The sequence below is a fragment of the Streptomyces sp. NPDC001903 genome, assembly GCF_042891345.1.
In the GTDB taxonomy this organism is placed as follows: Bacteria; Actinomycetota; Actinomycetes; order Streptomycetales; family Streptomycetaceae; genus Streptomyces.
Window position 1 is genome coordinate 210,748 of the sequence record NZ_JBIASZ010000003.1, and the last position, 20,855, is coordinate 231,602.

Here is a 20,855-nt window from a genome sequence, read left to right on the forward strand (position 1 = left end):
CTCACCACCGACCACTGCGACCCACCCACCGCCCGGCGCGACCGCGCGCCGGGGCGCGGCTTCGCCGTGCCCGCTTCCCGACAGAAGGACGATCCGACATGTCTGCATCCACCCCCTCCACCACCCTGCGCGACGTGATCGGCCTGCCCGGCACGCTGCCGCGCCTGGCCGAATCGGCGCTGATCATGGTCGACTTCCAGAACACCTACTGCTCCGGCGTCATGGCCCTGGAGGGCGCCGAGCGGGCCCTGGCGGCGGGCGCCCGGCTGCTGGCCGCGGCCCGCTCCGCCGGCGCGCCGGTCGTGCACATCGTCAACGACGGCGGCGAGGGGACCCCGTACGACATCAGGGCCGAGATCGGCGCGATCAGTGCCGAGGTCGCGCCGCGCGACGGGGAGCCGGTCGTGGTGAAGCAGTTCCCGAACGCCTTCCACGCCACCGAGCTGGAGAAGACCCTGCGCGAGCTGGGCGCCGGACCCGATCTGGTGATCGCCGGTTTCATGACCCACATGTGCGTCACCTTCACCGCCCAGGGAGCCTTCAACCTGGGCTACCGCCCGACCGTCGTGGCCGAGGCCACCGCGACGCGCACGCTCAGGGCGCCCGACGGCACGCCGGTCCCGGCCGCCACCCTCCAGGCGGCGAGCCTCGCCACGATCGCCGACCTCTTCGCCCCGGTGGCGCCCACGGTCGACTCGCTCCCGGTCTGACCGCGACGGGAAGGGCCCCGCGTCAGTGGATGACGCTGAAGCTGCGCCAGGGGAGGCTGACCGGGGCCGTGACGTTCGAGAGCGTGGTGGCGACGTAGATGCCCTCGTTCCCCGCGGGCGTGGTGCAGTCCTCCGTCCGGTACAGCACGACGTCGACGAGGGTGTTGTTCTCCACGTGGGTGGCGCCCTTCGGGAGGGAGATCCTGTGGCATCCGTTCACCGAGGTGTTCGAGTAGCTCAGCTCCACCGGCGAGTCGTGGCCGCGGAACGTCAGCATGCCGACGGTGCTCCGCCCCAGGCCCGAGCAGGCGGTGGCGGTCAGCAGCAGTGCTGCGGCCGCGGTGATGACGCCGATACGCCGGCTGTGGGACATGGCGCGGTCCTCGTCTGTGCGGTGGTGACTGCCTTGCCCACAGCCTGCCCCGGCCGGGCGCGGGCGGCATCCGGTGCTCGGCCGGGCGGATGAACGCGGCCGCGCCGGGAAGGGCTTCGGTCATGACCACCGACCTTCGCATCGGCGTCCTCGGATACGGGCTGCGCGGCAGCCTCGCGCGCACGGCACACCGGCCCGGCCGCGGCGCGGCCGTCACCGCCGTCGCGGATCTCGATCGGCGGGCCCGGGCGGACGCCGCCGCGGCCTTCCCCGGCGCGTACGCCACCCCCGATCCCGGGGCCGTGATCGAGGATCCGGACGTCGACGCCGTCCTCGTCCTGACCCCCGACCACACCCACGCCGACCTGGCCTGCCGCACGCTCCTCGCCCGCAAGCCCGTCTTCGTCGAGAAGCCGCTCGCCATCACCGTCGAGAGCTGCGACGAGATCCTGCGCACCGCCCGTGCGAGCGGCACCCGCCTGTACGTCGGGCACAACATGCGGCACATGCCCGTCGTACGGATGATGCGCGAGCTGATCGCGGCCGGTGCGATCGGCCGGGTCCGGACGGTCTGGGTGCGGCACTTCGTCGGCTACGGCGGCGACTGGTACTTCAAGGACTGGCACGCCGAGCGCCGGCACACCACCGGCCTGCTGCTGCAGAAGGCCGCGCACGACATCGACGTGCTGCACTGGCTGGCCGGCTCCTACACCGACGACGTCCAGGCGATGGGCGACCTGATGGTCTACGGGGACAACCCGCACCGGCGCGCCCCCGGCGAGCCCAAGGGCGACGACTGGTACACGGAGGACGGCCACTGGCCCCCGCACACCCAGCGCGGACTGAACCCCGTCATCGACGTCGAGGACGTCTCACTGCTCAACCTCCGCCTCGCGGGCGGCGTGCTGGCCGCCTACCAGCAGTGCCATTTCACGCCCGACTACTGGCGCAACTACACCGTCATCGGCGACGCCGGCCGCCTGGAGAACTTCGGCGACGGCCCGGGCGCCGAGGTCCGGGTCTGGAACGCGCGGCGCTCCGGGTACCGGGCCGCGCCGGACGCCTCGTACACCGTCCCCGAAGCGGAGGCCGCGGGCGGGCACGGCGGCGCCGACCCGCTGCTGGTCGACGAGTTCCTGCGCTTCGTACGGCACGGGGGCGCGACGGACACCTCGCCGGTCGCCGCCCGGATGGCGGTCGCGGTGGGCTGCATGGCGACGCAGTCGCTGCGCGACGGGGGCACGCCCCGCCGGGTACCGCCGCTCGATCCGGCCCTGGCGGCCTACTTCGACCGGGGCCAGGACACGCCGGGCGAGGGCCGTTGAACGGCCGCCGAGGCGCTGCCGGACCGCTGCCGGGGCGCTGCCGGACCGCCACGCCGGTACCGGCATTTGCCCAAGAGTTCCCCAAGGGCGGGCCCGCCTCCGGCCACCCGGCCCCGCGGGGCCTAGCTTGGGCCCGCATGAGCGTCCTTGCCGAGCAGCACCGGGCCGACGGGACTCCTGGGCGGCGCCGCCTGGTGCGGGGCGCCCTCACCGTGGGCCTGGGCGCCGCACTGGCCGCCGCCGGCGGCCCCACCGGCGGTTCCCGGACCCCCTTGCACGGTCCGAGGCCCGGCACGCCCGAGACGGCGCTGCGCGCGCTGTCGGCCGGCAACGTCCGCTGGCGGACCTTCCACGAGCGGCATCCCGACGCCACCAGGACCGTACGGCAGGCGCTGGTCGGGGGGCAGCACCCGTTCGCCGTGATCCTGGGCTGCGTCGACTCCCGCGTCCCGCCGGAGCTGGTCTTCGACCAGGGGCTCGGGGATCTGATGACCGTACGGTCGGCCGGTGAGGTGCTGGACGCCGCCGTGCTCGGGAGCATCGCGTTCGGGGTCGTGGAGCTGGCCATTCCGCTGGTGGTGGTCCTCGGGCACCAGTCCTGCGGGGCCGTGACCGCGGCCGTCCGCGCGGCCGAGGGGCTGGAGCAGCTGCCCGGACACCTGCGCTACCTGGCGGAGCAGATCCGTCCGGCCGTCGACCGCACGCTGAGCAGGGAAGCCCGCGTGGACGCGGCGGTGACCCAGAACGTCCGGCTCGTCCGCTCGCGTCTCGCCGCGGAGCCCGATCTCGCCGCCCGGATCGCGGCCGGGAAGCTGGCCGTCGTCGGAGCACGGTACGAACTCACCAGCCAGCGCGTGCACCGGATCCGCTGAGCATGTCTCCAGGTCCACATGTGCGCTGTGCTTGGTTGTTTTGCCAGGCATCTGCCAACTGATTTACGTGAGTGACCTTGCAGATGCACTATGGGGGTGGCCACCGCCCGGGCGGCACGGCTCCGACTCCTGCTCACGAGGCGAGGTAGGGACCCATGGATGTACGCAGCTGGGACGGCAGCGCCGTCGACGTCGACCACGGCGCCCTCGGCCCGGGCTGCACGGACCTGCGGCGCCCCGACCCCCGCATCGCGCGGTTCGTCGCCGATGCGCTCGAAGGCGCCCGCACCGTGGTCAACATCGGCGCCGGGGCCGGGTCGTACGAGTCGGCCGCGAAGGCGGTGACCCCGGTCGAGCGTCCCTGTCGATGCGGGCCCGGCGCTCGGCGGCGCTGCCGCGGGCCGTGGACGCCGTCGCGGAGGACCTGCCCTTCGCGGACGGGGAGTTCGACGGGGAGGCCCAGCGCAAGGCCGAGGCCCTGTTCGCGGAGATCGAGGCGCGGGGGCTGGTGGCGCCCGGCGCCGCGGAGCGGGAGGTCAGCGACCGGATCCGGGACCTGGCCAACGAGATGTTCGGGACCACGAAGCACTGGCACAAGCGGATCGTCCGCTCCGGCCCGAACACCCTGCTCCCGTACAAGGAGAACCCGCCGGACCGGGTCATCGGCGAGGACGACATCGCGTTCGCCGACTTCGGACCGATCTTCGAGGAGTACGAGGCGGACTTCGGCCGCACCTTCGTCTTCGGGGCCGACCCGGCCAAGCACCGGCTCAGGGAGGACCTGGCCACGGTGTTCGCGGCGGGCCGCGCCGCGTTCCGCGCCGACCCGCACATCACCGGCAAGCAGCTGTACGCACAGGTGGAGCGGTACGCCGCGGAGGCGGGCTGGACGCTGGGCGGGTGGCACGCCGGGCACCTCGTCGGGGAGTTCCCGCACGAGACGATCGACGGCGCCCGGGCGCAGTCGTACATCACGCCGGACAACGACACCCCGCTGCGCCGGACCGACCGGGCCGGGTGGAGCTGCCACTGGATCCTGGAGATCCATCTGGTCGACGAGGCGAACGGCTTCGGCGGATTCCACGAACAGCTCCTGGATCTCGCCTGAGGCAGCGGCGGACCGGGGGGCCGGCCCACGTCAGGCCGGGTCTGTTCCCTCCGGATCCGGCAGGGGCTGCTCCGACCAGATGACCTTGCCCTCCGGCGTGTAGCGGGCCCCCCAGCGGCGGCTGAGCTGGGCGACCAGGAAGAGGCCGCGGCCCCCCTCGTCCGTGGTCTTCGCGTAGTGCAGCCGCGGGGAGCTGCTGCTGCCGTCGAAGACCTCGCAGGTCAGCACCCGGTCGTGCAGGAGTCGTACGCGGACCGGCTCGGCGCCGTGCCGGATCGCGTTCGTGATGAGCTCGCTCAGCACCAGCTCCGTACCGAAGGTGAGCTCCGACAGGCCCCACTCCTCCAGCTTCTCCATGGCGACGGCCCGCATGGCCCCGACGGCGCTGGGCTCGAACGGGACCTCCCACTCGGCGATCCGGTCCGCCGGCAGCGCCGACGTCCGCGCGACCAGCAGGGCCACGTCGTCGCGGGGGCGCACCGGAAGCAGCTCCGCCAGGACCTCCCGGCAGGTCTCCTCGGGGCTGCGGTCCGCGTGCGCCAGGGCCGAGCGGAGCAGGAGGAGCCCCTCGTCGATGTCGCGGGCCCGGTCCTCGATCAGCCCGTCGGTGTAGAGCACCAGCTGGGTGCCCTCGCTCAGGTCCAGCTCCGCCGACTCGAAGGGGAAGCCGCCGAGCCCCAGCGGCGCCCCCGCGGGCAGCTCCGGGATCTCCACGGTGCCGTCCGGGCGCACCACCGCGGGCGGCATGTGCCCGGCCCGGGCCACCGTGCAGCGCTGGGTCACCGCGTCGTACACGGCGTACAGGCAGGTGGCGCCGATCAGGCCGCCCTCGGCGCCGTCGCCGCCCGCCACGCTCTGGTCGATGTACTGGACGAGGTCGTCGAGGCGGGCGAGGAGCTCGTCGGGAGGCAGGTCCAGGGACGAGAAGTTCAGCACGGCCGTGCGCAGCCGCCCCATGGCCGCGGCGGCGTGCAGGCCGTGCCCGACGACGTCGCCGACGACGAGGGCGACGCGGGCGCCCGGCAGCGGGATCACGTCGAACCAGTCGCCGCCCACCCCGGACTGCGCGGGCAGGTAGTAGTGCGCCACCTCCACGGCGCTCTGCTCGGGCAGGTCGCGCGGCAGCAGGCTGCGCTGGAGGGTCACGGCCAGGGCGTGCTCGCGCGTGTAGCGGCGCGCGTTGTCGATGCTGACCCCGGCGCGGGCGACGAGCTCCTCCGCCACCGTCAGGTCCTCCTCGTCGAAGGGCTCCTTCTCCGAGCGCCAGAAGTTGACCACGCCGAGGGCGGCGCCGCGGGCCTTGAGCGGGGCCGTGATCAGGGAGTGCACTCCGTAGTCGACGATGGCCCGCGCCCGCGGCGGGTCCTGGGCGTGCCAGCCCGGCGCGTCGGCCAGGTTGGTCACGAGCTCGGCGCGGCCGCTGTTGAGTCCGCGCGCCTGCGGGGTGGAGGGCAGGAAGTCGATCAGCCGGCCGCGCGGGTAGAGCGGGACGTCGTCCCGGATGCCGCTGACCCCGGTGCGCCGCAGGTCGGACTTGACGGCGGTGGGCTCGTCGCCGAGGAGAACCGGTTCCGCCAGGTCGACGGTGACGAAGTCCGCGAAGCGCGGTACGGCCACGTCCGCGAGCTCCTGGGCCGTCTGCTCCACGTCCAGGGTGGTGCCGACGCCGACGCCGGCGTCGTACAGCAGCCGGAGCCGTTTGCGGGCCGCCTCGGCCCGGGTGCTGAGCACCTGCATCTCGGTGGTGTCCCGGATGGTGACGGCCGTGCCCTCGGGCCTGCCGCGGGGGCGGGTCGCGCGCTGGTTGACGACCAGCAGCCGGTCCCCGGCCTCGTGCACCTCGTCGGTGGTCTCCCGGCCGGACAGCAGGAGGTCGGCCATCTGCGGGTCGAGGCCCGACAGCTGCCGGATGTGCTGCCCCTCCGCGTCGGGCGGGAGCCTGAGCAGACGTTTCGCCTCGTCGTTGGCGAGGAGGAGCCGGCCGCCGCCGTCGGTGATCAGCACCCCCTCGCGCACGGAGTGCAGCACCGCGTCGTGGTGTTCGTACATGCGGGTCATCTCGAGGGGGCCGAGCCCGCGGGTCTGGCGGCGCAGGCGCCGGCTGATCAGTGCCGCGCCGGCGGTGGCGAGGGCGAGGCCGACCGCGCTGGTGCCGAGGATGAGGGGCAGTTGCCGCTGGAACACGCCGGTGACGTTCTTCACCGTGAGGCCCGCGGACACCAGCGCCACGACCTTGCCGCCGTCCTTGTAGGGGTCGGCGAAGACGGGCACCACGGCCTGGATCTCCTGGCCCAGGGGTCCCTTCACGCTCTCGGTGTACACCTGGCCGGCCAGTGAGGGCGCGATGGTGCCCACGAACTGTTTGCCGATGCGGTCGGGGAGCGGATGGGTGTAGCGGACCCCCTGGTCGTTCATCACGACGATGAAGTCCACCCCGGCGTCCTTGCGCGTCACCTCGGTGAGCGGCTGGAGGATCGCGGAGGGGTCGGGGGTCAGGAGGGCCTGGCGCAGCCCGAGCGAATGGGCGAAGGTCTGCGCGACCGCCACCGAGCGGGTCCGGGCCTCGCGGTCCACGTCGTGGCGGGACTGGAGTACGAGGGCGAGCACCGCACTGGCGGCGAGCAGCACCACGATCGCCACCTGAAGGACGAATACCTGTCGGGCGACGCTGCGCGGGCGCTTTTGGCTCAGTGACCGCACCGACGTCCCCGGCACGGGTTGCAAGGATGGGTCACGAACCATTTGTAGCACTGTCGGTGGTTCGCGGCCGGGAGAGCGGCCACTGCCGCGTCCGGGCGCGCCGTCAGTCGGCCCGGCTCTCCCGCCGGGTCCTGAGCACCTCGTCGACGTCGAATTCGGTGAGGTGGAGGGGCGGGCCGGGTGGCGGGCGGCGCAGGGCCGCGCGGATCTTCTCGTTGATCCCGGTGAGGATGGCCCGCGCCTCGCGCTCCGAGCGGGCGGCGCCGGCGGCCTCCAGGGCGTCCTCGGCCTCCTTGCGCAGCGCGAGTGCGGGCGGCAGGGCGGCGAACCCCTCCCGGTGCATCTTGTCCCTGATCCACCACAGCTCGTCGTACGGGGCGTCGATCGAGGCCAGGGGCTTGCCGAAGCCCGGGAGCCCTTCGAACTCACCGCGCTCGGCGGCCTCCCTGATCTGCCGGTCCACCCAGGATTCGACGCTGACGCCCGGTGGCTTGCGGTCGGTCACGACTGCTCCTCTCGTCCGTGCGCCCAGCCTAGGGGGCGGGGGCCGCGGATTTATCTTGACGTCAAGATTGATTTCGGGCAGGCTACCGCGAGGTATCTCGATATCGAGATACTTTGGCGGGGGATGCGGAGGCCCGGAATGATCTGGCGGCGCGGCGCGGGGAAGCGGACGGACCGGAAGGGCGGGACCGGGCTGCTGGCGCAGTTGCGCCGCCCGCCCGGCGGGCGGGACGCCCGGATCATGCTCTTCGCCCAGCTGCTCGACCGCACCGGGACCGGGGTGTGGGCCGCGGCCTCCGTCCTCTTCTTCACCTTCGTGGCGGGCCTGGACGGGCGGCAGCTGGGCCTGCTGCTGGGCGCCGCCGGCGTGGCGGGCATCGCCGGATCGCCCCTGGCGGGGCACCTCGCCGCCCGCTTCCCGGCGCGCACGCTGCTGATCGGCTGTCACCTGCTGCGCCTCGCCGCGATCTGCGCCCTGCTCGTGTTCACCCGCTTCGAGGTGCTTCTGCTCGTGGTCGCCGTGACCTCCCTCGGCGACCGGGCGGCCAAGATGCTGGAGATGCTCTTCGCCACGCGGGCGGCGGGCGAGCGGCGCGGTACGTACCAGGCGCTGTCGCGCAGCGTGGCGAACGCCGGGTACGCGCTCGGCGCGGGCCTCGCCGCCGTCGGCCTCGCCGTGGGCACGCGCGAGGCGTACCAAGTCCTCATCCTGGGCAACGCGCTGTCGTTCGTCCTGGCCGCGGCGCTGGTGTGGCGGACCCGCGAGCAGCCGCACGGGTCCGGGAGCGGGGCGACGGCCGGGGCGGCGGCGGATGCCGCGGAGGGCGCCGCGAAGGGTGCGGACACCGCGGAGGCGCCCGGGGCCGGGCGGCCGGGCGTGGCGAATCCCTGGCGGGACCGCGGCTACCTCCGGTTCGTCCTCCTGGACATCCCGCTGTGCCTGGACGACTCGATCCTCGGGGTCGGGCTGCCGCTGTGGCTGATCGAACACACCGACGCCCCGCACGCCGTGGTCCCGGCCTTCCTCATCATCAACACCGTGCTCGTCGTGGCCCTGCAGATGACCGTGTCCGCGAGGGTCCGGCGGCCGCGCGAGGCCGCCGGAGCGGCCCGGCTGTACGGGCTGACCCTGCTCGGAAGCTGTGTGCTCCTGGCCCTCACCCCCGAACACGGGGCCTGGGCCGCCTCGATCGCCCTGCTGGCCGCCGCGGTGCTGGCCACGGCCGCGGAGCTGCTGCGCTCGGTGAGCTCCTGGGAGCTGGCCGTCTCCCTCGCGCCCCGGGACGCGAAGGCCTCGTACCTGGGGGTGGCGGGCATGTCCCAGTCCATCCAGAAGTCGGCCGGGCCGATGCTGCTGACCGGCGCGGTGATGGCGGCCGGACCGGCGGGCTGGCTGGTGCTCGGGGCGGCCGTCGCGGGGGTCTCGGTCGTCCAGCGGCGGTTCGCCCTGCGGCGGTTGGAGGCCATGGCGGGAGCGGAGGCCGCGGGCGCCGCGCCGGCCGGATCCCGCAGCGCGACGGGGAGCGATCCCGCACCGGTGTCCTGACGCCCCGCTTTCCCCGCTCACCCCTTCCCCGCCCAGATTCCCCACTCGACGGGACAAGTTCCCCTATCTCTCGGGAACGGCGGAAATCTAGCCTCGCTACTGCCTGTCCGCGACTGGGATCACTGCGTTCGAGGGGGAAGTGTGGCTGTTCGGGAGGTCGGTGTTCTGGCGATCGGTGCCGGTCCGGCGAATTTGGCGCTCGCGGTGGCCATAGAGGAGTCGGGTTCCGCCGAATTGGCGGACGGAACCCTGTTGTTGGAGCAGAGTCCCGACGTCACATGGCAGCGCGATCTGCTGATGCCGTGGGCGCGCAGCCAGGTGTCCTTCCTGAAGGACCTGGTGACGCTGCGGAATCCGTCGAGCAGGTTCACCTTCCTCAACTTCCTGCACGAGCAGGGCCGGTTGGACGAGTTCGTCAACCTGGGCACCTTCCACCCGTTCCGGTGGGAGTTCTCCGACTACCTCCAGTGGGTCGCCGAATCGCTGGAGCGCGTGGAGATCCGCTACGGGGCGCGGGCGGCGCAGGTGGATCCGGTGTGCGGGGCCGACGGCTCGGTGGCCGGCTGGAGCGTACGGCTGACGGACGGGGACGAGATCCGCTGCCGGGACCTCGTCGTCGGCGGCGGCCGCGACCCGCGGGTACCGGAGGTCTTCTCCGGGCTGCCGGCCGACCGGCTGATCCACAGTGCCCAGTACCGGACCCGCATCGGCCGGATCCCCAAGGACGAGCCGGTCCGCGCCGTCGTCGTCGGCGGGGCGCAGAGCGCCGCGGAGATGTTCTACGCGCTGCACGAGAACCTCCCGAACAGCCGCGTGACGATGCTGGTGCGGTCGATCGGACTGCAGACCTACCAGACGAGCAAATTCGTCAATGAATTGTTCTTCCCCTCCTTCGTGGACGATTTCTACGACAGCCCGGCGGAAGTCCGGGCGCAGCTGCTGGACGAAATGCGGTTCACGAATTACGCCGGTCTGGCGCCGCCGTTCCTCGACGAGCTGTACACGATGCTCTACCGGCAGAAGGCCCTCGGCCCCCAGCGGTCCGAGGTGCGCGCGATGACCGAGGTGGTCGGGGCCCGCGTCGAGGACGGGGAAGTGGTCCTGGACCTGCGGGACCGCCTCAGCGGCAAGACCGAGCAGCTGCGCTGCGACCTCGTGCTCCTCGGCACCGGATACGACCCGCGCAAACCCGCCCTCGTCAGGGAACTGGCCGCCCGGTTGGGGATCGAGCAGGTCGAGGTCAGCCGGGCCCACCGGGTGGAACTCGGCGAGTCGGCCTGGGGAGGCGTCTACCTGCAGGGCGTCAACGAGGAGACCCACGGAATCGCCGACTCCCTCATCAGCGTCCTCGCCCACCGCTCCCGCGACATCCTCACCGACCTGCTCGCCCGCCGCGCCGGCGGCACCGAATCCAGGAGCGCCTGATGGAGCGGACACTGGTCATCGCCCCCGGCCCGACCGCCAACGGAGATCTGCACCTCGGCCACCTGGCCGGACCGTTCCTCGCCGCCGACGTCTGCGCGCGGTACGCCCGCGCCGCCGGCCACGACGTGCTGTTCGGCACCGGCGTGCACTTCACGCAGAACTACATCGTGACCACCGCCCGCCGCCTGGGCGTGCCGCCGGAGGAACTGCGCGTGCGGTCGGCCGGACAGGTGGAGGAGACCCTCACGGCCATGGGCATCGTGCCCGACGGGTTCGTCCGGTTCGGCGACCGGTACGTCAAGACGGTCCGGACCTTCTTCGAGCGCCTGCACGGCAGCGGCAAACTCCGGCTGCGGGGCGTCAGGTTCCCGTACGCGCCGCGCACCGGCGAGTTCCTCACCGACGCGTACGTCCGCGGCGGCTGCCCGGTGTGCCTCGCCGACGGGTGCGCCGGGCTCTGCGAGAACTGCGGCCACTGGATCGCCTCGGGCGACCTGATCGAACCGCGCTCCACCCTGCACCCCGAGGACCCGGTCGAACTGCGCGAGCAGCAGGTGCTGGTGCTGCCGCTCGAAGACCACCGCGAGGCGCTCGTCGCGTACTTCGCCCGGCAGAGCGCGACGATGCGACCGCGCCTGGCGCAGATGATCGAGGAGATCCTCGCCCGGCCGCTCCCGGACTACCCCGTGACCCTCCCCATCGGCTGGGGCATCCCCGCCCCCTTCCCCGAGGTCGCCGGCCAGGTGATCTACGCGGACGCCGAGACCATCGCGTGGAGCATGCACTGCAGCGCGCTGGCCGCCGAGCAGCGCGGCGAAGTCCTGGGAGCCGAGGACGAGTTGTGGTTCTCCGAGACCGGCAACAAGGTCGTGTACTTCTTCGGGTCCGACGCCGGCTTCGCCTTCGCCGTCGTCGGGGCGGCCATGCTGGAGGCGCTGGGCGGCTACGTGCTGCCCGAGCACTTCGTCACCAACGAGTTCTACGAGCTCGACCACGACAAGTTCTCCACCAGCCGCGGCCACGTCGTATCGGGCCGGGAACTGGCCGCCGAGGTGCCCCGCGACGTCATCCGCTTCTACCTCGCCGCGACCAGCCCGGACTTCCAGCGCACCAACTTCACCCGCGAGGCACTGGACCGGGTGACCGGCGAACGGCTCGTACGGCCGTGGAACCGGGTCGCCGACAAGGCCGACCGCTGGGCCGGGCAGGGACCGCTGCCGGTGTCCCAGCGGTCCCGGGACGCGGCCGCACGCCTCCTGGAGCGTTTCGCCGCCGCCTACGACATCCGCCGGTTCAACCTGACCGCGGCCGCCTTCACCCTGTCCGAGCAGCTGGCCCGGCTGGACCGGTGGGAGGCGGGACCGGCCGACGCCGGAGACTTCTGCCACGAGGTGGACGTGTTCCTGCGGTGCGCCGCGCCGCTCCTGATCGACCTGGCCGGGCAGGCCCTCCCGGACCGCGCGATCCCCGCCGCGCCCGACGCCGCGGAGTTCACCCCCGTACGGCTGCCGCGCCTGGCGGAGCCGGGACGGTGAGCGCGGCGGCGGTCGTGGTCGTCGGCGCGGGGGTCACCGGGCTGCTGACCGCGGTGGAGTGCGCGCTGGCCGGGCACCGCGTGACGGTGCTGGACAGGGGCCCGATCCCCAACCCGCGCTCCACCTCGTACGACCAGCACCGGGTGATCCGCACGTTCAGCCCGGACGACGCGGACGCGACCCGCCGGATGACCACGGCCCACCGCCGGTGGCGCACACTGGAGGCCCTGCTCGGGACCCGCCTGTTCCGCCCGGTCGCGGTGGTCTCCGCCCGTCCCCGCGAGCGCCTCGCCGCGCTGGCCGCGGCGGCCGCGGAGGCGGGGGTCCGCGTACGGACGGTGGAGCGGCAGGCGCTGCCGCACATGGTCCTCCCGCCGGACACGGCCGGCCTGCTGGACGAGGCCGCCGGGGTGTTGCTCGCGGACCGGGCCCTGGAGGCCGCGGCCCGGTGGCTCGGCGCGCATCCGGCGGTGACCCTGCGGCCGTACTGCGCGGTGACCGAGGTCGACACCGGCTCCGGCACGGTCCGGCCGGCCGGCGGAGAGCGGCTGGGCGCCGACCTCGTCCTCGTCGCGGCGGGCCCGTGGACCCGCGACCTGCTCGGGGGGCGGCCGGTCGTACTGCACCGCCAGACCATGGTCTACCTCCACCCGCCGCCGGACGCCGCGCGGTGGTGGCAGCGGGCGCCCGCGGCCGGGGGGCTCGGCCCGGACGGCCTGGGGTGGGCGGTACCGCCCGGGGACGGCACGCTCCTGAAGATCAGCTCCGACGCGGTCTGCCGCGAGGTGGCCGCCACCGCGGACGGCGGGGCCGAGGACCAGGCCCCCTGGGTCGAGCGGCTGGCCGCGGCGGCGCCGCTGCGGGACCTGGACCGCTACACCGTGGCCGCGGTGAAGACCTGCCACTACGCGGCCGACGCCGGGACCGGAGGCGCGCTGCTCGCCCGCGTCGGTCCCGCCGTCTGGGCGCGGGCCGCGTGCGGCGGCTCCGGATTCGCTTCGGCCCCGCTCGTCGCGGGCCACATCGCCGGCGTCTTGAACGACCCGAAGGACTTGAGCGACGTGAGGGATTTCAGGGAAGGGGCGGCATGACGGACGATGCTCCGGTCCGGGTGGTCGATGCGCTGAAGGCGACACCGACACCGGTCCGCTATCTCCTCGGCGGCGTACTGGTCAACCAACTCGGCGCGTTCGTACAGACGTTCCTCGTGCTGTACCTGACCTTTCGCGGCGCGTCGGTCAGCGCGGCGGGCCTGGCGCTCGTCGCGTACAGCATCGGTTCGATCTTCGGCACGATGCTGGGCGCCGAGATCACCCACCGGTTCGGCCCGCGCGCCACGATCATGACGGCCATGGCGGCCTCGGCCCCGCTGGTGGGCTCGATCTCCTGGCTGAGCGGGCCGGGGACGCTGTGGCCGCTGCTCGTCGTGGTCGCTCTGGCGGGCCTGTTCACCCAGGCGTACCGGCCGGCGGCCGCCGTACTGCTGAGCGACCTGATGCCGGAGCGCTACCAGGTCATGGCGTTCTCGATGATGCGCATCGCGCTGAACATCGGCGCCGCCCTGGCCCCGCTGATCGCCGCGGTCGTCATCCTGGTCGACTGGGACCTGCTGTTCTGGATCGACGGCGGGACCGCGCTGGTCTACGCGCTGCTGGCCTTCGCCCTGCTCCCGAAACAAGGCACGGAGGCGCAAGCCCCGGGACGGGCCGGGAGCGAATCCGCCGAGCCCGAGCCCGACCACGAGCACGAGCACGAGCCCGCGCCCGAGCCGACAGCCGACAGCCGCTCCGCGTACGCCGCGATGCTCCGCGACCGCAGGTACCTGCTCTACCTGGGCGCGATCCTGCTCGGCTCGCTCACCTACGCCCAGGGCCACATCGCCCTGCCGCTGGAGCTGGCGAAGGACGACTACCCGACCAGCTTCTACAGCACCGTGCTCACGGTGTCCTCCGTCGTCCTGATCACCTGCGAGCTGAAGATCACGGCCTACCTGAGCAGGCTGCCCAAGCACGTACGGGTGATCACCGGCCACCTGGTGGAGGCCGCCGGCCTCGCCGTCTACGGACTGTCCTCCCGGTCCGGCGCGTTCACCATCGCCGGCGCCGTCCTGGTCGTCTTCGGGATCATGATCGCCGCCCCGAGCATGTTCGCCCATCCGGCGACGTTCCCCGCGGCGGTCAAGGCCCGCTACATCGGCACCATGCAGGCCGTGGGCGGGGCGGCCTCCGCCCTCGCCCCGCTGTTCGGCGTCTTCCTTTGGACCCGGCTCGGCGGCGGGTTCTGGCTGCTGTGCGGGATCGTGACCGCGGCGGCCGGACTCCTCGCCCTGGCCGGTGTGAGACAGCCGCCCGAACCGGCCCCGGCCAAGGACGCGGGGCCGCGCGCCGAGGGCGAACCCGAAGTCGTCGGAGGTGCGTCATGAGCGGGCGGCAGCGGCCGCGGGCGGCCACCGGACCCGTCCTGATCGTGGGGTTCGTCGGAGTCACGCTCGCCGCGATCGGGGAGTTCCAGCCGGACGACTCGGTGATCTACATCGAGGAGCCCGACGTCGTCCGCAAGCGGCACGTGCACGAGCAACTCGATGGGGTGGCGTTCGTCCGCGGCCTGATCGAGTGGGAGTACCACCTGGCCGGCAAGGCAGACGAGTTCCACAACGCCCACCCCGACCTCGACCCCGTCGCGGTGGTCCCGGCGATCGAGTACGCGACCCCGTTCGCCGCGCGCCTCGCGGAGCGCTACGGCCTGCCCGGCTCCGGTCTCGGGGCCGCGCAGATCCTGCGCGACAAGGCCCTGCTGCGCCAGGTCGGCGCGGCGGCCGGGATCGCGTGCCCGGCCAGCGTACGGGTGAACGGCCCGGCCGACGTACGGGAGTTCCTGCGAGGCCAGGACGGGCCCGTCGTGCTGAAGCCCGCCAACCGGCAGGCCGCCGTGGGAACCCGGGTGATCCACGACCCGGCCGAGGTCGAACGGGCCTGGGCCGACTGCCTCGTCCAAGACGAGGGCGTCTTCGTGCCCGACCGGCCCATGGAAGTGTCCATGCTCGCCGAACGGTACGTCGAAGGGCCGGAGTTCAGCGTCGAGATGCTCGTACGCGACGGACGCCCGCTGTTCGTTAACGTCACCGGCAAGCAGCTCTTCCCCGGGCCCCACCCGGTGGAGATGGCGCACACCGTGCCGGCCGACATACCGCAGGAGCTCGCCCGGGAGCTCGGCGCGCAGACGGAACGCGTGGTCGCGGCCGTCGGCTTCCGCGACGGGATCGTGCACTGCGAGTGGATCGTCTCGGACGGCGTCCCGTACCTGGTGGAATGCGCGGGCCGGCTCGCCGGCGGGGGCATCGTCGACACCATCCAACTGGCCTACCCCGTGGAGCTCATGCGCAGCTACTACGCGGTGCTGAAGGGCGAGGACCCGCCCGCCGAACTGCCCCGGCGGGCCAAGGGCGGAGCCGCCGTGCGGTTCCTGGCCGCCGGCCCGGGCCGGGTCGCGGCCGTGCACGGCGTCGAGCGCGCCCGACAGGTCGACGGCGTGTTCCTGGTCGCGGTCACCGCCGAGCCGGGGGACCGGTTCACGGGGCTGCGCCACTCGTGGGACCGGGCGGGGATCGTCATGGCCACCGCCGACAGCTCTGCCGAGGCACTGCGGCGGGCCGAGGCCGCCGCGGCCTCGGTCCGGATCGACATCGAGGAGGAAGCGTGACGGTGCGGGAGGTCGGGGTACTGGCGATCGGCGCGGGCCCGGCGAATCTGGCGCTCGCGGTGGCCATAGAGGAGTCGGGCTCGCCCGAACTGGCCGACGGGACGCTCCTGTTGGAGCAGAGTCCGGACATCAAATGGCAGCGTGACCTGCTGATGCCGTGGGCGCGCAGCCAGGTGTCCTTCCTGAAGGACCTGGTGACGCTGCGGAACCCGTCGAGCAGGTTCACCTTCCTCAACTTCCTGCACGAGCAGGGAAGGCTGGACGAGTTCATCAACCTGGGCACCTTCCACCCCTACCGGTGGGAGTTCTCCGACTACCTCCAGTGGGTCGCCACCTCGCTGAAGCGGGTGCGGATCCAGTACGGGGCAAGGGCCGCACGCGTCGACCCGGTGCTGTCCGTCGACGGCTCGGTGGCCGGGTGGAACGTACGGCTGACGGACGGGGACGAGATCCGCTGCCGGGACCTCGTCGTCGGCGGCGGCCGCGACCCGCGGGTACCGGAGGTCTTCTCCGGGCTGCCGGCCGACCGGCTGATCCACAGTGCCCAGTACCGGACCCGCATCGGCCGGATCCCCAAGGACGAGCCGGTCCGCGCCGTCGTCGTCGGCGGGGCGCAGAGCGCCGCGGAGATGTTCTACGCGCTGCACGAGAACCTGCCGAACAGCCGCGTGACGATGCTGGTGCGGTCGATCGGACTGCAGAACTACCAGACGAGCAAGTTCGTGAACGAGCTCTTCTTCCCGTCCTTCGTGGACGAGTTCTACGACAGCCCCGCGGAGGTCCGGGCGCAGGTCCTCGACGAGATGCGGCTGACGAACTACGCCGGTCTGGCGCCGCCGTTCCTCGACGAGCTCTACACGATGCTCTACCGGCAGAAGGCCCTCGGCCCCCAGCGGTCCGAGGTGCGCGCCATGACCGAGGTCGTCGGGGCCCGAGTCGAGGACGGGGACGTCGTACTCGACCTGCGGGACCGCCTCAGCGGCAAGACCGAGCAGCTGCGCTGCGACCTCGTGCTCCTCGGCACCGGATACGACCCGCGCAAACCCGCCCTCGTCAGGGAGCTGGCCGCCCGCGTCGGGATCGACGAGGTCGAGGTCAGCAGGGCCCACCGGGTGCGACTGGGGGACTCGGCCCGGGGAGCCGTCTACCTGCAGGGGGTCAACGAGGAGACCCACGGCATCGCCGACTCCCTCATCAGCGTCCTCGCGAACCGCTCGCACGACATCCTCGCCGACCTGCTCGCCCGCCGCGCCGACGGCGAAGCCGGGAGCGCGCGATGACCGCCGACAAGGGGACCCTGCTGGTCATCGGAAGCGGGCTGAAGGTGTACCGCGAGTACCTCGTCGCACCGATCCGCCGCCGCGCCCTCGCGGCCGGCCTGGACATGGTGCTGCTCAACAACCTCAACCCCACCTGGCAGCACGAGTACTTCGACGAGATCATCGTCGCCAACGTCTTCGACTCGGACGCGATGGGCGCGGCGGCCCGCGAGGTCGCCGCACGCCGCCGCATCGTCGGCCTGATGTGCTGGGACGAGCCGCTGGTCCTGGACGCCGGGCTCCTCGCCGCCGAGTTCGGGGTGCCGGGGCTGTCGGCGCCCGGCGTACGCGGCTGCCGCGACAAGGAGCTCACCCGCTCCGAGCTCACCGCCGCGGGCCTCTTCCAGCCCGGGTTCGAGCTGACCACCACCGCCGCGCAGGCCGCGGCGGCGGCCGAACGGATCGGCTACCCCGTCGTGCTCAAGCCGCGGGCGATGGGCGCCAGCATCGGCGTCGTGTTCGCCGCCGACGAGAGCGAGCTGGCCGCGGCGTTCCGGATCGCCCTGGCCGCGAGCGAGGTCGACCCGGGGCCCTACCGGGCGAGCGCCATCGTCGAGGCGTACGCGCCCGGGCCGGAGATCAGCATCGACGGGGCCGTCCACAAGGGGGAGTACCTCCCGCTGTTCGTGGCCCGCAAACACAGCAGCGACCAGCCGTACTTCGAGGAGGTCGGCCACCTCGTCGACGCGGCCGACCCGCTGATGGCGGACCCCGAGCTGATGCGCACCCTCGCCCGGGCGCACCAGGTGCTCGGCATCGAGGACGGCATCACCCACAGCGAGGTCCGGCTGACCGACCGCGGCCCGCTGATCATCGAGGTCAACGGCCGGCTCGGCGGGGACCTGATCCCCTTCCTCGGCCGGACCGCCACCGGGATCGAGCCCGGCGAGGTGCTGTTCGACGTGGCCACCGGGCAGCGCCCGGACACCCGGCCCACCCGGCGGGCCGTCGCCGGCATCCGGTTCGGCTACCCCGAGCGGGACTGCCTGCTGCGCTCGGTCACCGTCCCGGCCGAGGCGCCCGGCCTGGTCCGCGCGGCGCCGATGGCCGAGCCCGGCACCACCCTGCGGCTGCCCCCGGGCGGCTACCTGGCACGCCACTCCTTCGTGGTGTGCCAGGCCGACGACACACGGACCTGCCTGGACCGGCTCGACGCGGCGGCCGCGCTCGTCGAGCTGGACGCGGAGCCGGTCGGACCGCCGGATCCGGACGCGCCGTTCGAGATGCCGGCCGGCCTGCTCGACGTGGACGAATGAGCGGCACACACCACCACCCGAGGGGAACGCATGAGCACGACCCGGAACCCGGGCACCGAAGCACCCACCACCGCGGCGGAGATCCTGGAGCGGGCCAAGGCACTGGCCCCGCGGCTGCGGGAGCGGTCGGCGGAGATCGAGCAGGCCCGGCAACTCCCGGCGGACGTCGTGGACATGCTGCGCGCCACCGGAGTCTTCCGGATGTGCTTCGGGCCCGAATGGGGCGGTCCCGAGCTGACGTCGACGCAGCAGGCCGAGGTCGTGGAGACGCTGGCCTACGGGGACGCCTCGGCCGGCTGGTGCGCGGCGATCGGCGCGATGACCGGCGCGATCAGCAACTTCCTGGACCCCGCCGTGGTCAAGGAGGTGTTCCCGAGTCTGGACATGATCACGGCCGGGCTGATCGCGCCCGCCGGACACGCCGAGCGGGTACCCGGCGGCTTCCGGCTCTCCGGCCGGTGGTCGTTCGGCAGCGGGATCACCCATGCCGACTGGGTGACCTCGGGGGCGTTCATCTACCAGGACGGCAAGCCGTGGGCGAGTCCCGACGGCAGCAACGCGCACGCGTCGCGCCAGTTCCTGGTGCCGGCCCACGAGGTCGGGATCGTCGGCAACTGGGACACCACCGGCCTGTGCGGCAGCGGGAGCAGCGACTACACGATCACCGACGTGTTCGTGCCCGAGGAGCACACGTACACCTTCTACAAGGTACGGGGCCGCACCGACACCCCGATCGCCCAGCCCGACTCCTTCATGCGCAGCCTGTGCGCCGTGCCGCTCGGGGTGGCCCGGGCCGCCTTGGACCACGCCCGGGAGACCGCGCTCACCCGGGTGGACAAGATGACCAACACGCCGTGGGCGGACACCTTCCGGGTACAGGTCACCCTCGCCGAATGCGAGGCGGAGTTCCACGCCGCCCGCAGCGGCGTCCACAGCAGCTCCCAGCGGCACTGGGACGTGCTGGCCGGCGGCGGCACGCTGGACGATCTCACCGCCACCGAGCGGGCGGCCTCCTCGCTCGCCTGGGTGCACGCCTTCCGCACCTCGCGGGCGATCGTGAACCGGCTCTACGACCTGCTCCAGTCCTGGTCGATCAACCGGTCCTCGCCGATGGACCGCTGGATGCGCGACACCGCGACCATGTGCCAGCACGTCGCCGCCTCGGACCTGATCCTCGAGTCCGGCGGCGCCTACCTGCTGGGCCGGCCGCCCAAGTTCCGGATGAGCCTCGGCATCGTCAAGTAGGGCCAAGTGAAAGGCGATCACATGACCATGACCCGCACCCCGGGCGGCGAGGTGCCCGCCACCGCGGCGGAGCTCCTCGCCCGCGCGAAGGAGCTGGCGCCGCAGCTGCGGGAGCGCTCGGCGGAGATCGAAGAGGCGCGGCGGCTGCCGGCCGACGTGGTGGACCTGCTGCGCGACGCCGGGGTGTTCCGGATGGCCTTCGGCCGCGAGCTGGGCGGCCTGGCCCTGACCACCATGGAACAGACCGAGGTCGTCGAGACGCTGGCGCACGGGGACGCCTCCGCGGCCTGGTGCGCGGTGATGGGCGCGAGCGGCGGCATCTTCAGCGCCTTCCTCGACGAGCGGGTGGCCAAGGAGGTCTTCCCGACCCCGGACACGATCATGGCCGGGCTGCTTCAGCCCACGGGTCACGCGGAGCGGGTTCCCGGCGGCTTCCGGCTTTCGGGCCGGTGGTCCTTCGGCAGCGGGATCACCCATTGCGACTGGGTGACCTCGGGTGCGTTCGTCTACGAGGACGGCAGGCCGTACGCGAGCCCGGACGGCAGCAATCCGCACGAGTCGAAGCAGTTCCTGGTGCCCCGGGCCCGGGTGGAGGTCATCGACAACTGGCACACCATGGGGATGCGCGGCACCGGCAGCTGCGACTACACGATGGACGGCGTCTTCGTCCCCGAGGAGCACACCTACAGCTTCGGGAAGGTACGGGGCCGGCCCGGCCCGCTCGCCCAGCCGGACGCGTTCACGCGCAGCATGTGCGGGGTGGCGCTCGGGGTGGCCCGGGCCGCCCTGGACCACGCGCGCGAGATCGCCCGGACCCGGGTCGACCGGATGACCGGGGTGGCCTGGAAGGACCACTTCCGGACCCAGGTCACGCTCGCCGAGTGCGAGGCGGACCTCCTCGCCACCCGGGGCGGGGTGTACGGGAGCCAGCGCCGCCAGTGGGAGGTGCTGGCCGCCGGGGGCACCCTGGACGACCTGACCCCCGAGGAGCGCGCCGCCTCCCCGATCGGCTGGGTGCACGCCTTCCGCACCGCGCGGTCGATCGTCAGCAGGCTCTTCGACCTGCTCCAGACCTGGTCGATCCACCAGTCGTCGCCGATGGACCGCTGGATGCGCGACACCACCACCATGTGCCAGCACGCCACCGCGCAGGACCGCATTCTCCAGTCGGCCGGCGCCTATCTGCTCGGCTCGAAGCCCGAATTCGGCATCTGCCTCGGCATCGTCAAGTAAGGGGA

17 protein-coding genes are annotated in these 20,855 nt (G+C 72.9%); 14 read left to right on the forward strand and 3 right to left on the reverse strand.

The genetic code is table 11. The features are described from left to right. Positions 1-98: 98 nt before the first annotated feature. Positions 99-710 (forward strand): isochorismatase family protein, encoded by a 612-nt coding sequence (locus ACFYZS_RS07680; RefSeq protein WP_389007858.1) that lies wholly within the window; start codon positions 99-101, stop codon positions 708-710. Positions 711-732: 22 nt separating this feature from the next. On the opposite strand, the gene ACFYZS_RS07685 is transcribed toward ACFYZS_RS07680, so the two are convergent. Beyond that, a complete protein-coding gene (locus tag ACFYZS_RS07685) occupies positions 733-1,083 on the reverse strand; it encodes a hypothetical protein (protein WP_389007860.1) in 351 nt (116 codons plus the stop codon). Positions 1,084-1,205: 122 nt separating this feature from the next. Between ACFYZS_RS07685 and ACFYZS_RS07690 the strand changes: the two genes are divergently transcribed. From ACFYZS_RS07690 to ACFYZS_RS07700, 3 genes are all read left to right on the forward strand, one after another. After that, positions 1,206-2,408: a Gfo/Idh/MocA family protein gene (locus ACFYZS_RS07690; RefSeq protein ID WP_389007862.1), complete on the forward strand. Its 1,203-nt coding sequence runs from the start codon at positions 1,206-1,208 to the stop codon at positions 2,406-2,408. Positions 2,409-2,545: 137 nt separating this feature from the next. Then, positions 2,546-3,280 carry a carbonic anhydrase gene (locus ACFYZS_RS07695; protein ID WP_389007864.1) on the forward strand — a complete coding sequence of 245 codons (735 nt, stop codon included), beginning with the start codon at positions 2,546-2,548 and terminating at the stop codon, positions 3,278-3,280. 367 nt (positions 3,281-3,647) lie between these two features. After that, positions 3,648-4,388, forward strand: a complete 741-nt coding sequence (locus ACFYZS_RS07700; RefSeq protein ID WP_389007866.1) for a M24 family metallopeptidase — start codon at positions 3,648-3,650, stop codon at positions 4,386-4,388. 30 nt (positions 4,389-4,418) lie between these two features. Here the strand turns inward: ACFYZS_RS07700 and ACFYZS_RS07705 are convergent, their stop codons facing one another. Both ACFYZS_RS07705 and ACFYZS_RS07710 read right to left on the reverse strand, forming a co-directional pair. Continuing rightward, positions 4,419-7,130, reverse strand: coding sequence for a SpoIIE family protein phosphatase (locus ACFYZS_RS07705; protein WP_389007868.1), 2,712 nt, complete (start codon positions 7,128-7,130; stop codon positions 4,419-4,421). Positions 7,131-7,191: 61 nt separating this feature from the next. Continuing rightward, on the reverse strand, positions 7,192-7,593 hold the full coding sequence (locus tag ACFYZS_RS07710) for a DUF1992 domain-containing protein (protein ID WP_389007869.1): 402 nt from the start codon (positions 7,591-7,593) through the stop codon (positions 7,192-7,194). 138 nt (positions 7,594-7,731) lie between these two features. Between ACFYZS_RS07710 and ACFYZS_RS07715 the strand changes: the two genes are divergently transcribed. From ACFYZS_RS07715 to ACFYZS_RS07760, 10 genes are all read left to right on the forward strand, one after another. Continuing rightward, positions 7,732-9,138 (forward strand): MFS transporter, encoded by a 1,407-nt coding sequence (locus tag ACFYZS_RS07715; protein ID WP_389007871.1) that lies wholly within the window; start codon positions 7,732-7,734, stop codon positions 9,136-9,138. A 141-nt stretch (positions 9,139-9,279) separates the two neighbouring features. After that, positions 9,280-10,563: a lysine N(6)-hydroxylase/L-ornithine N(5)-oxygenase family protein gene (locus tag ACFYZS_RS07720; protein WP_389007873.1), complete on the forward strand. Its 1,284-nt coding sequence runs from the start codon at positions 9,280-9,282 to the stop codon at positions 10,561-10,563. Continuing rightward, positions 10,563-12,098, forward strand: a complete 1,536-nt coding sequence (locus tag ACFYZS_RS07725) for a class I tRNA ligase family protein (RefSeq protein WP_389007875.1) — start codon at positions 10,563-10,565, stop codon at positions 12,096-12,098. Before ACFYZS_RS07720 ends, ACFYZS_RS07725 begins: the two co-directional genes overlap by 1 nt. After that, a complete protein-coding gene (locus ACFYZS_RS07730; protein ID WP_389007876.1) occupies positions 12,095-13,189 on the forward strand; it encodes an NAD(P)/FAD-dependent oxidoreductase in 1,095 nt (364 codons plus the stop codon). Before ACFYZS_RS07725 ends, ACFYZS_RS07730 begins: the two co-directional genes overlap by 4 nt. Further along, entirely contained in the window at positions 13,186-14,520 is a 1,335-nt protein-coding gene (locus ACFYZS_RS07735; protein ID WP_389007878.1) for an MFS transporter, read from the forward strand. Before ACFYZS_RS07730 ends, ACFYZS_RS07735 begins: the two co-directional genes overlap by 4 nt. Further along, the gene (locus tag ACFYZS_RS07740) at positions 14,517-15,797 is read left to right on the forward strand and encodes an ATP-grasp domain-containing protein (RefSeq protein WP_389007880.1); all 1,281 of its coding nucleotides are present in this window, start codon (positions 14,517-14,519) and stop codon (positions 15,795-15,797) included. The genes ACFYZS_RS07735 and ACFYZS_RS07740 overlap by 4 nt, the downstream gene beginning before the upstream one ends. Further along, a complete protein-coding gene (locus ACFYZS_RS07745) occupies positions 15,794-17,077 on the forward strand; it encodes a lysine N(6)-hydroxylase/L-ornithine N(5)-oxygenase family protein (protein ID WP_389007882.1) in 1,284 nt (427 codons plus the stop codon). The genes ACFYZS_RS07740 and ACFYZS_RS07745 overlap by 4 nt, the downstream gene beginning before the upstream one ends. Then, positions 17,074-18,372: an ATP-grasp domain-containing protein gene (locus ACFYZS_RS07750; RefSeq protein ID WP_389007884.1), complete on the forward strand. Its 1,299-nt coding sequence runs from the start codon at positions 17,074-17,076 to the stop codon at positions 18,370-18,372. Before ACFYZS_RS07745 ends, ACFYZS_RS07750 begins: the two co-directional genes overlap by 4 nt. A gap of 30 nt (positions 18,373-18,402) precedes the next feature. Further along, positions 18,403-19,617 (forward strand): acyl-CoA dehydrogenase family protein, encoded by a 1,215-nt coding sequence (locus tag ACFYZS_RS07755; RefSeq protein ID WP_389007886.1) that lies wholly within the window; start codon positions 18,403-18,405, stop codon positions 19,615-19,617. A gap of 21 nt (positions 19,618-19,638) precedes the next feature. Beyond that, positions 19,639-20,850 carry an acyl-CoA dehydrogenase family protein gene (locus ACFYZS_RS07760; protein WP_389007889.1) on the forward strand — a complete coding sequence of 404 codons (1,212 nt, stop codon included), beginning with the start codon at positions 19,639-19,641 and terminating at the stop codon, positions 20,848-20,850. Positions 20,851-20,855 lie beyond the last annotated feature (5 nt).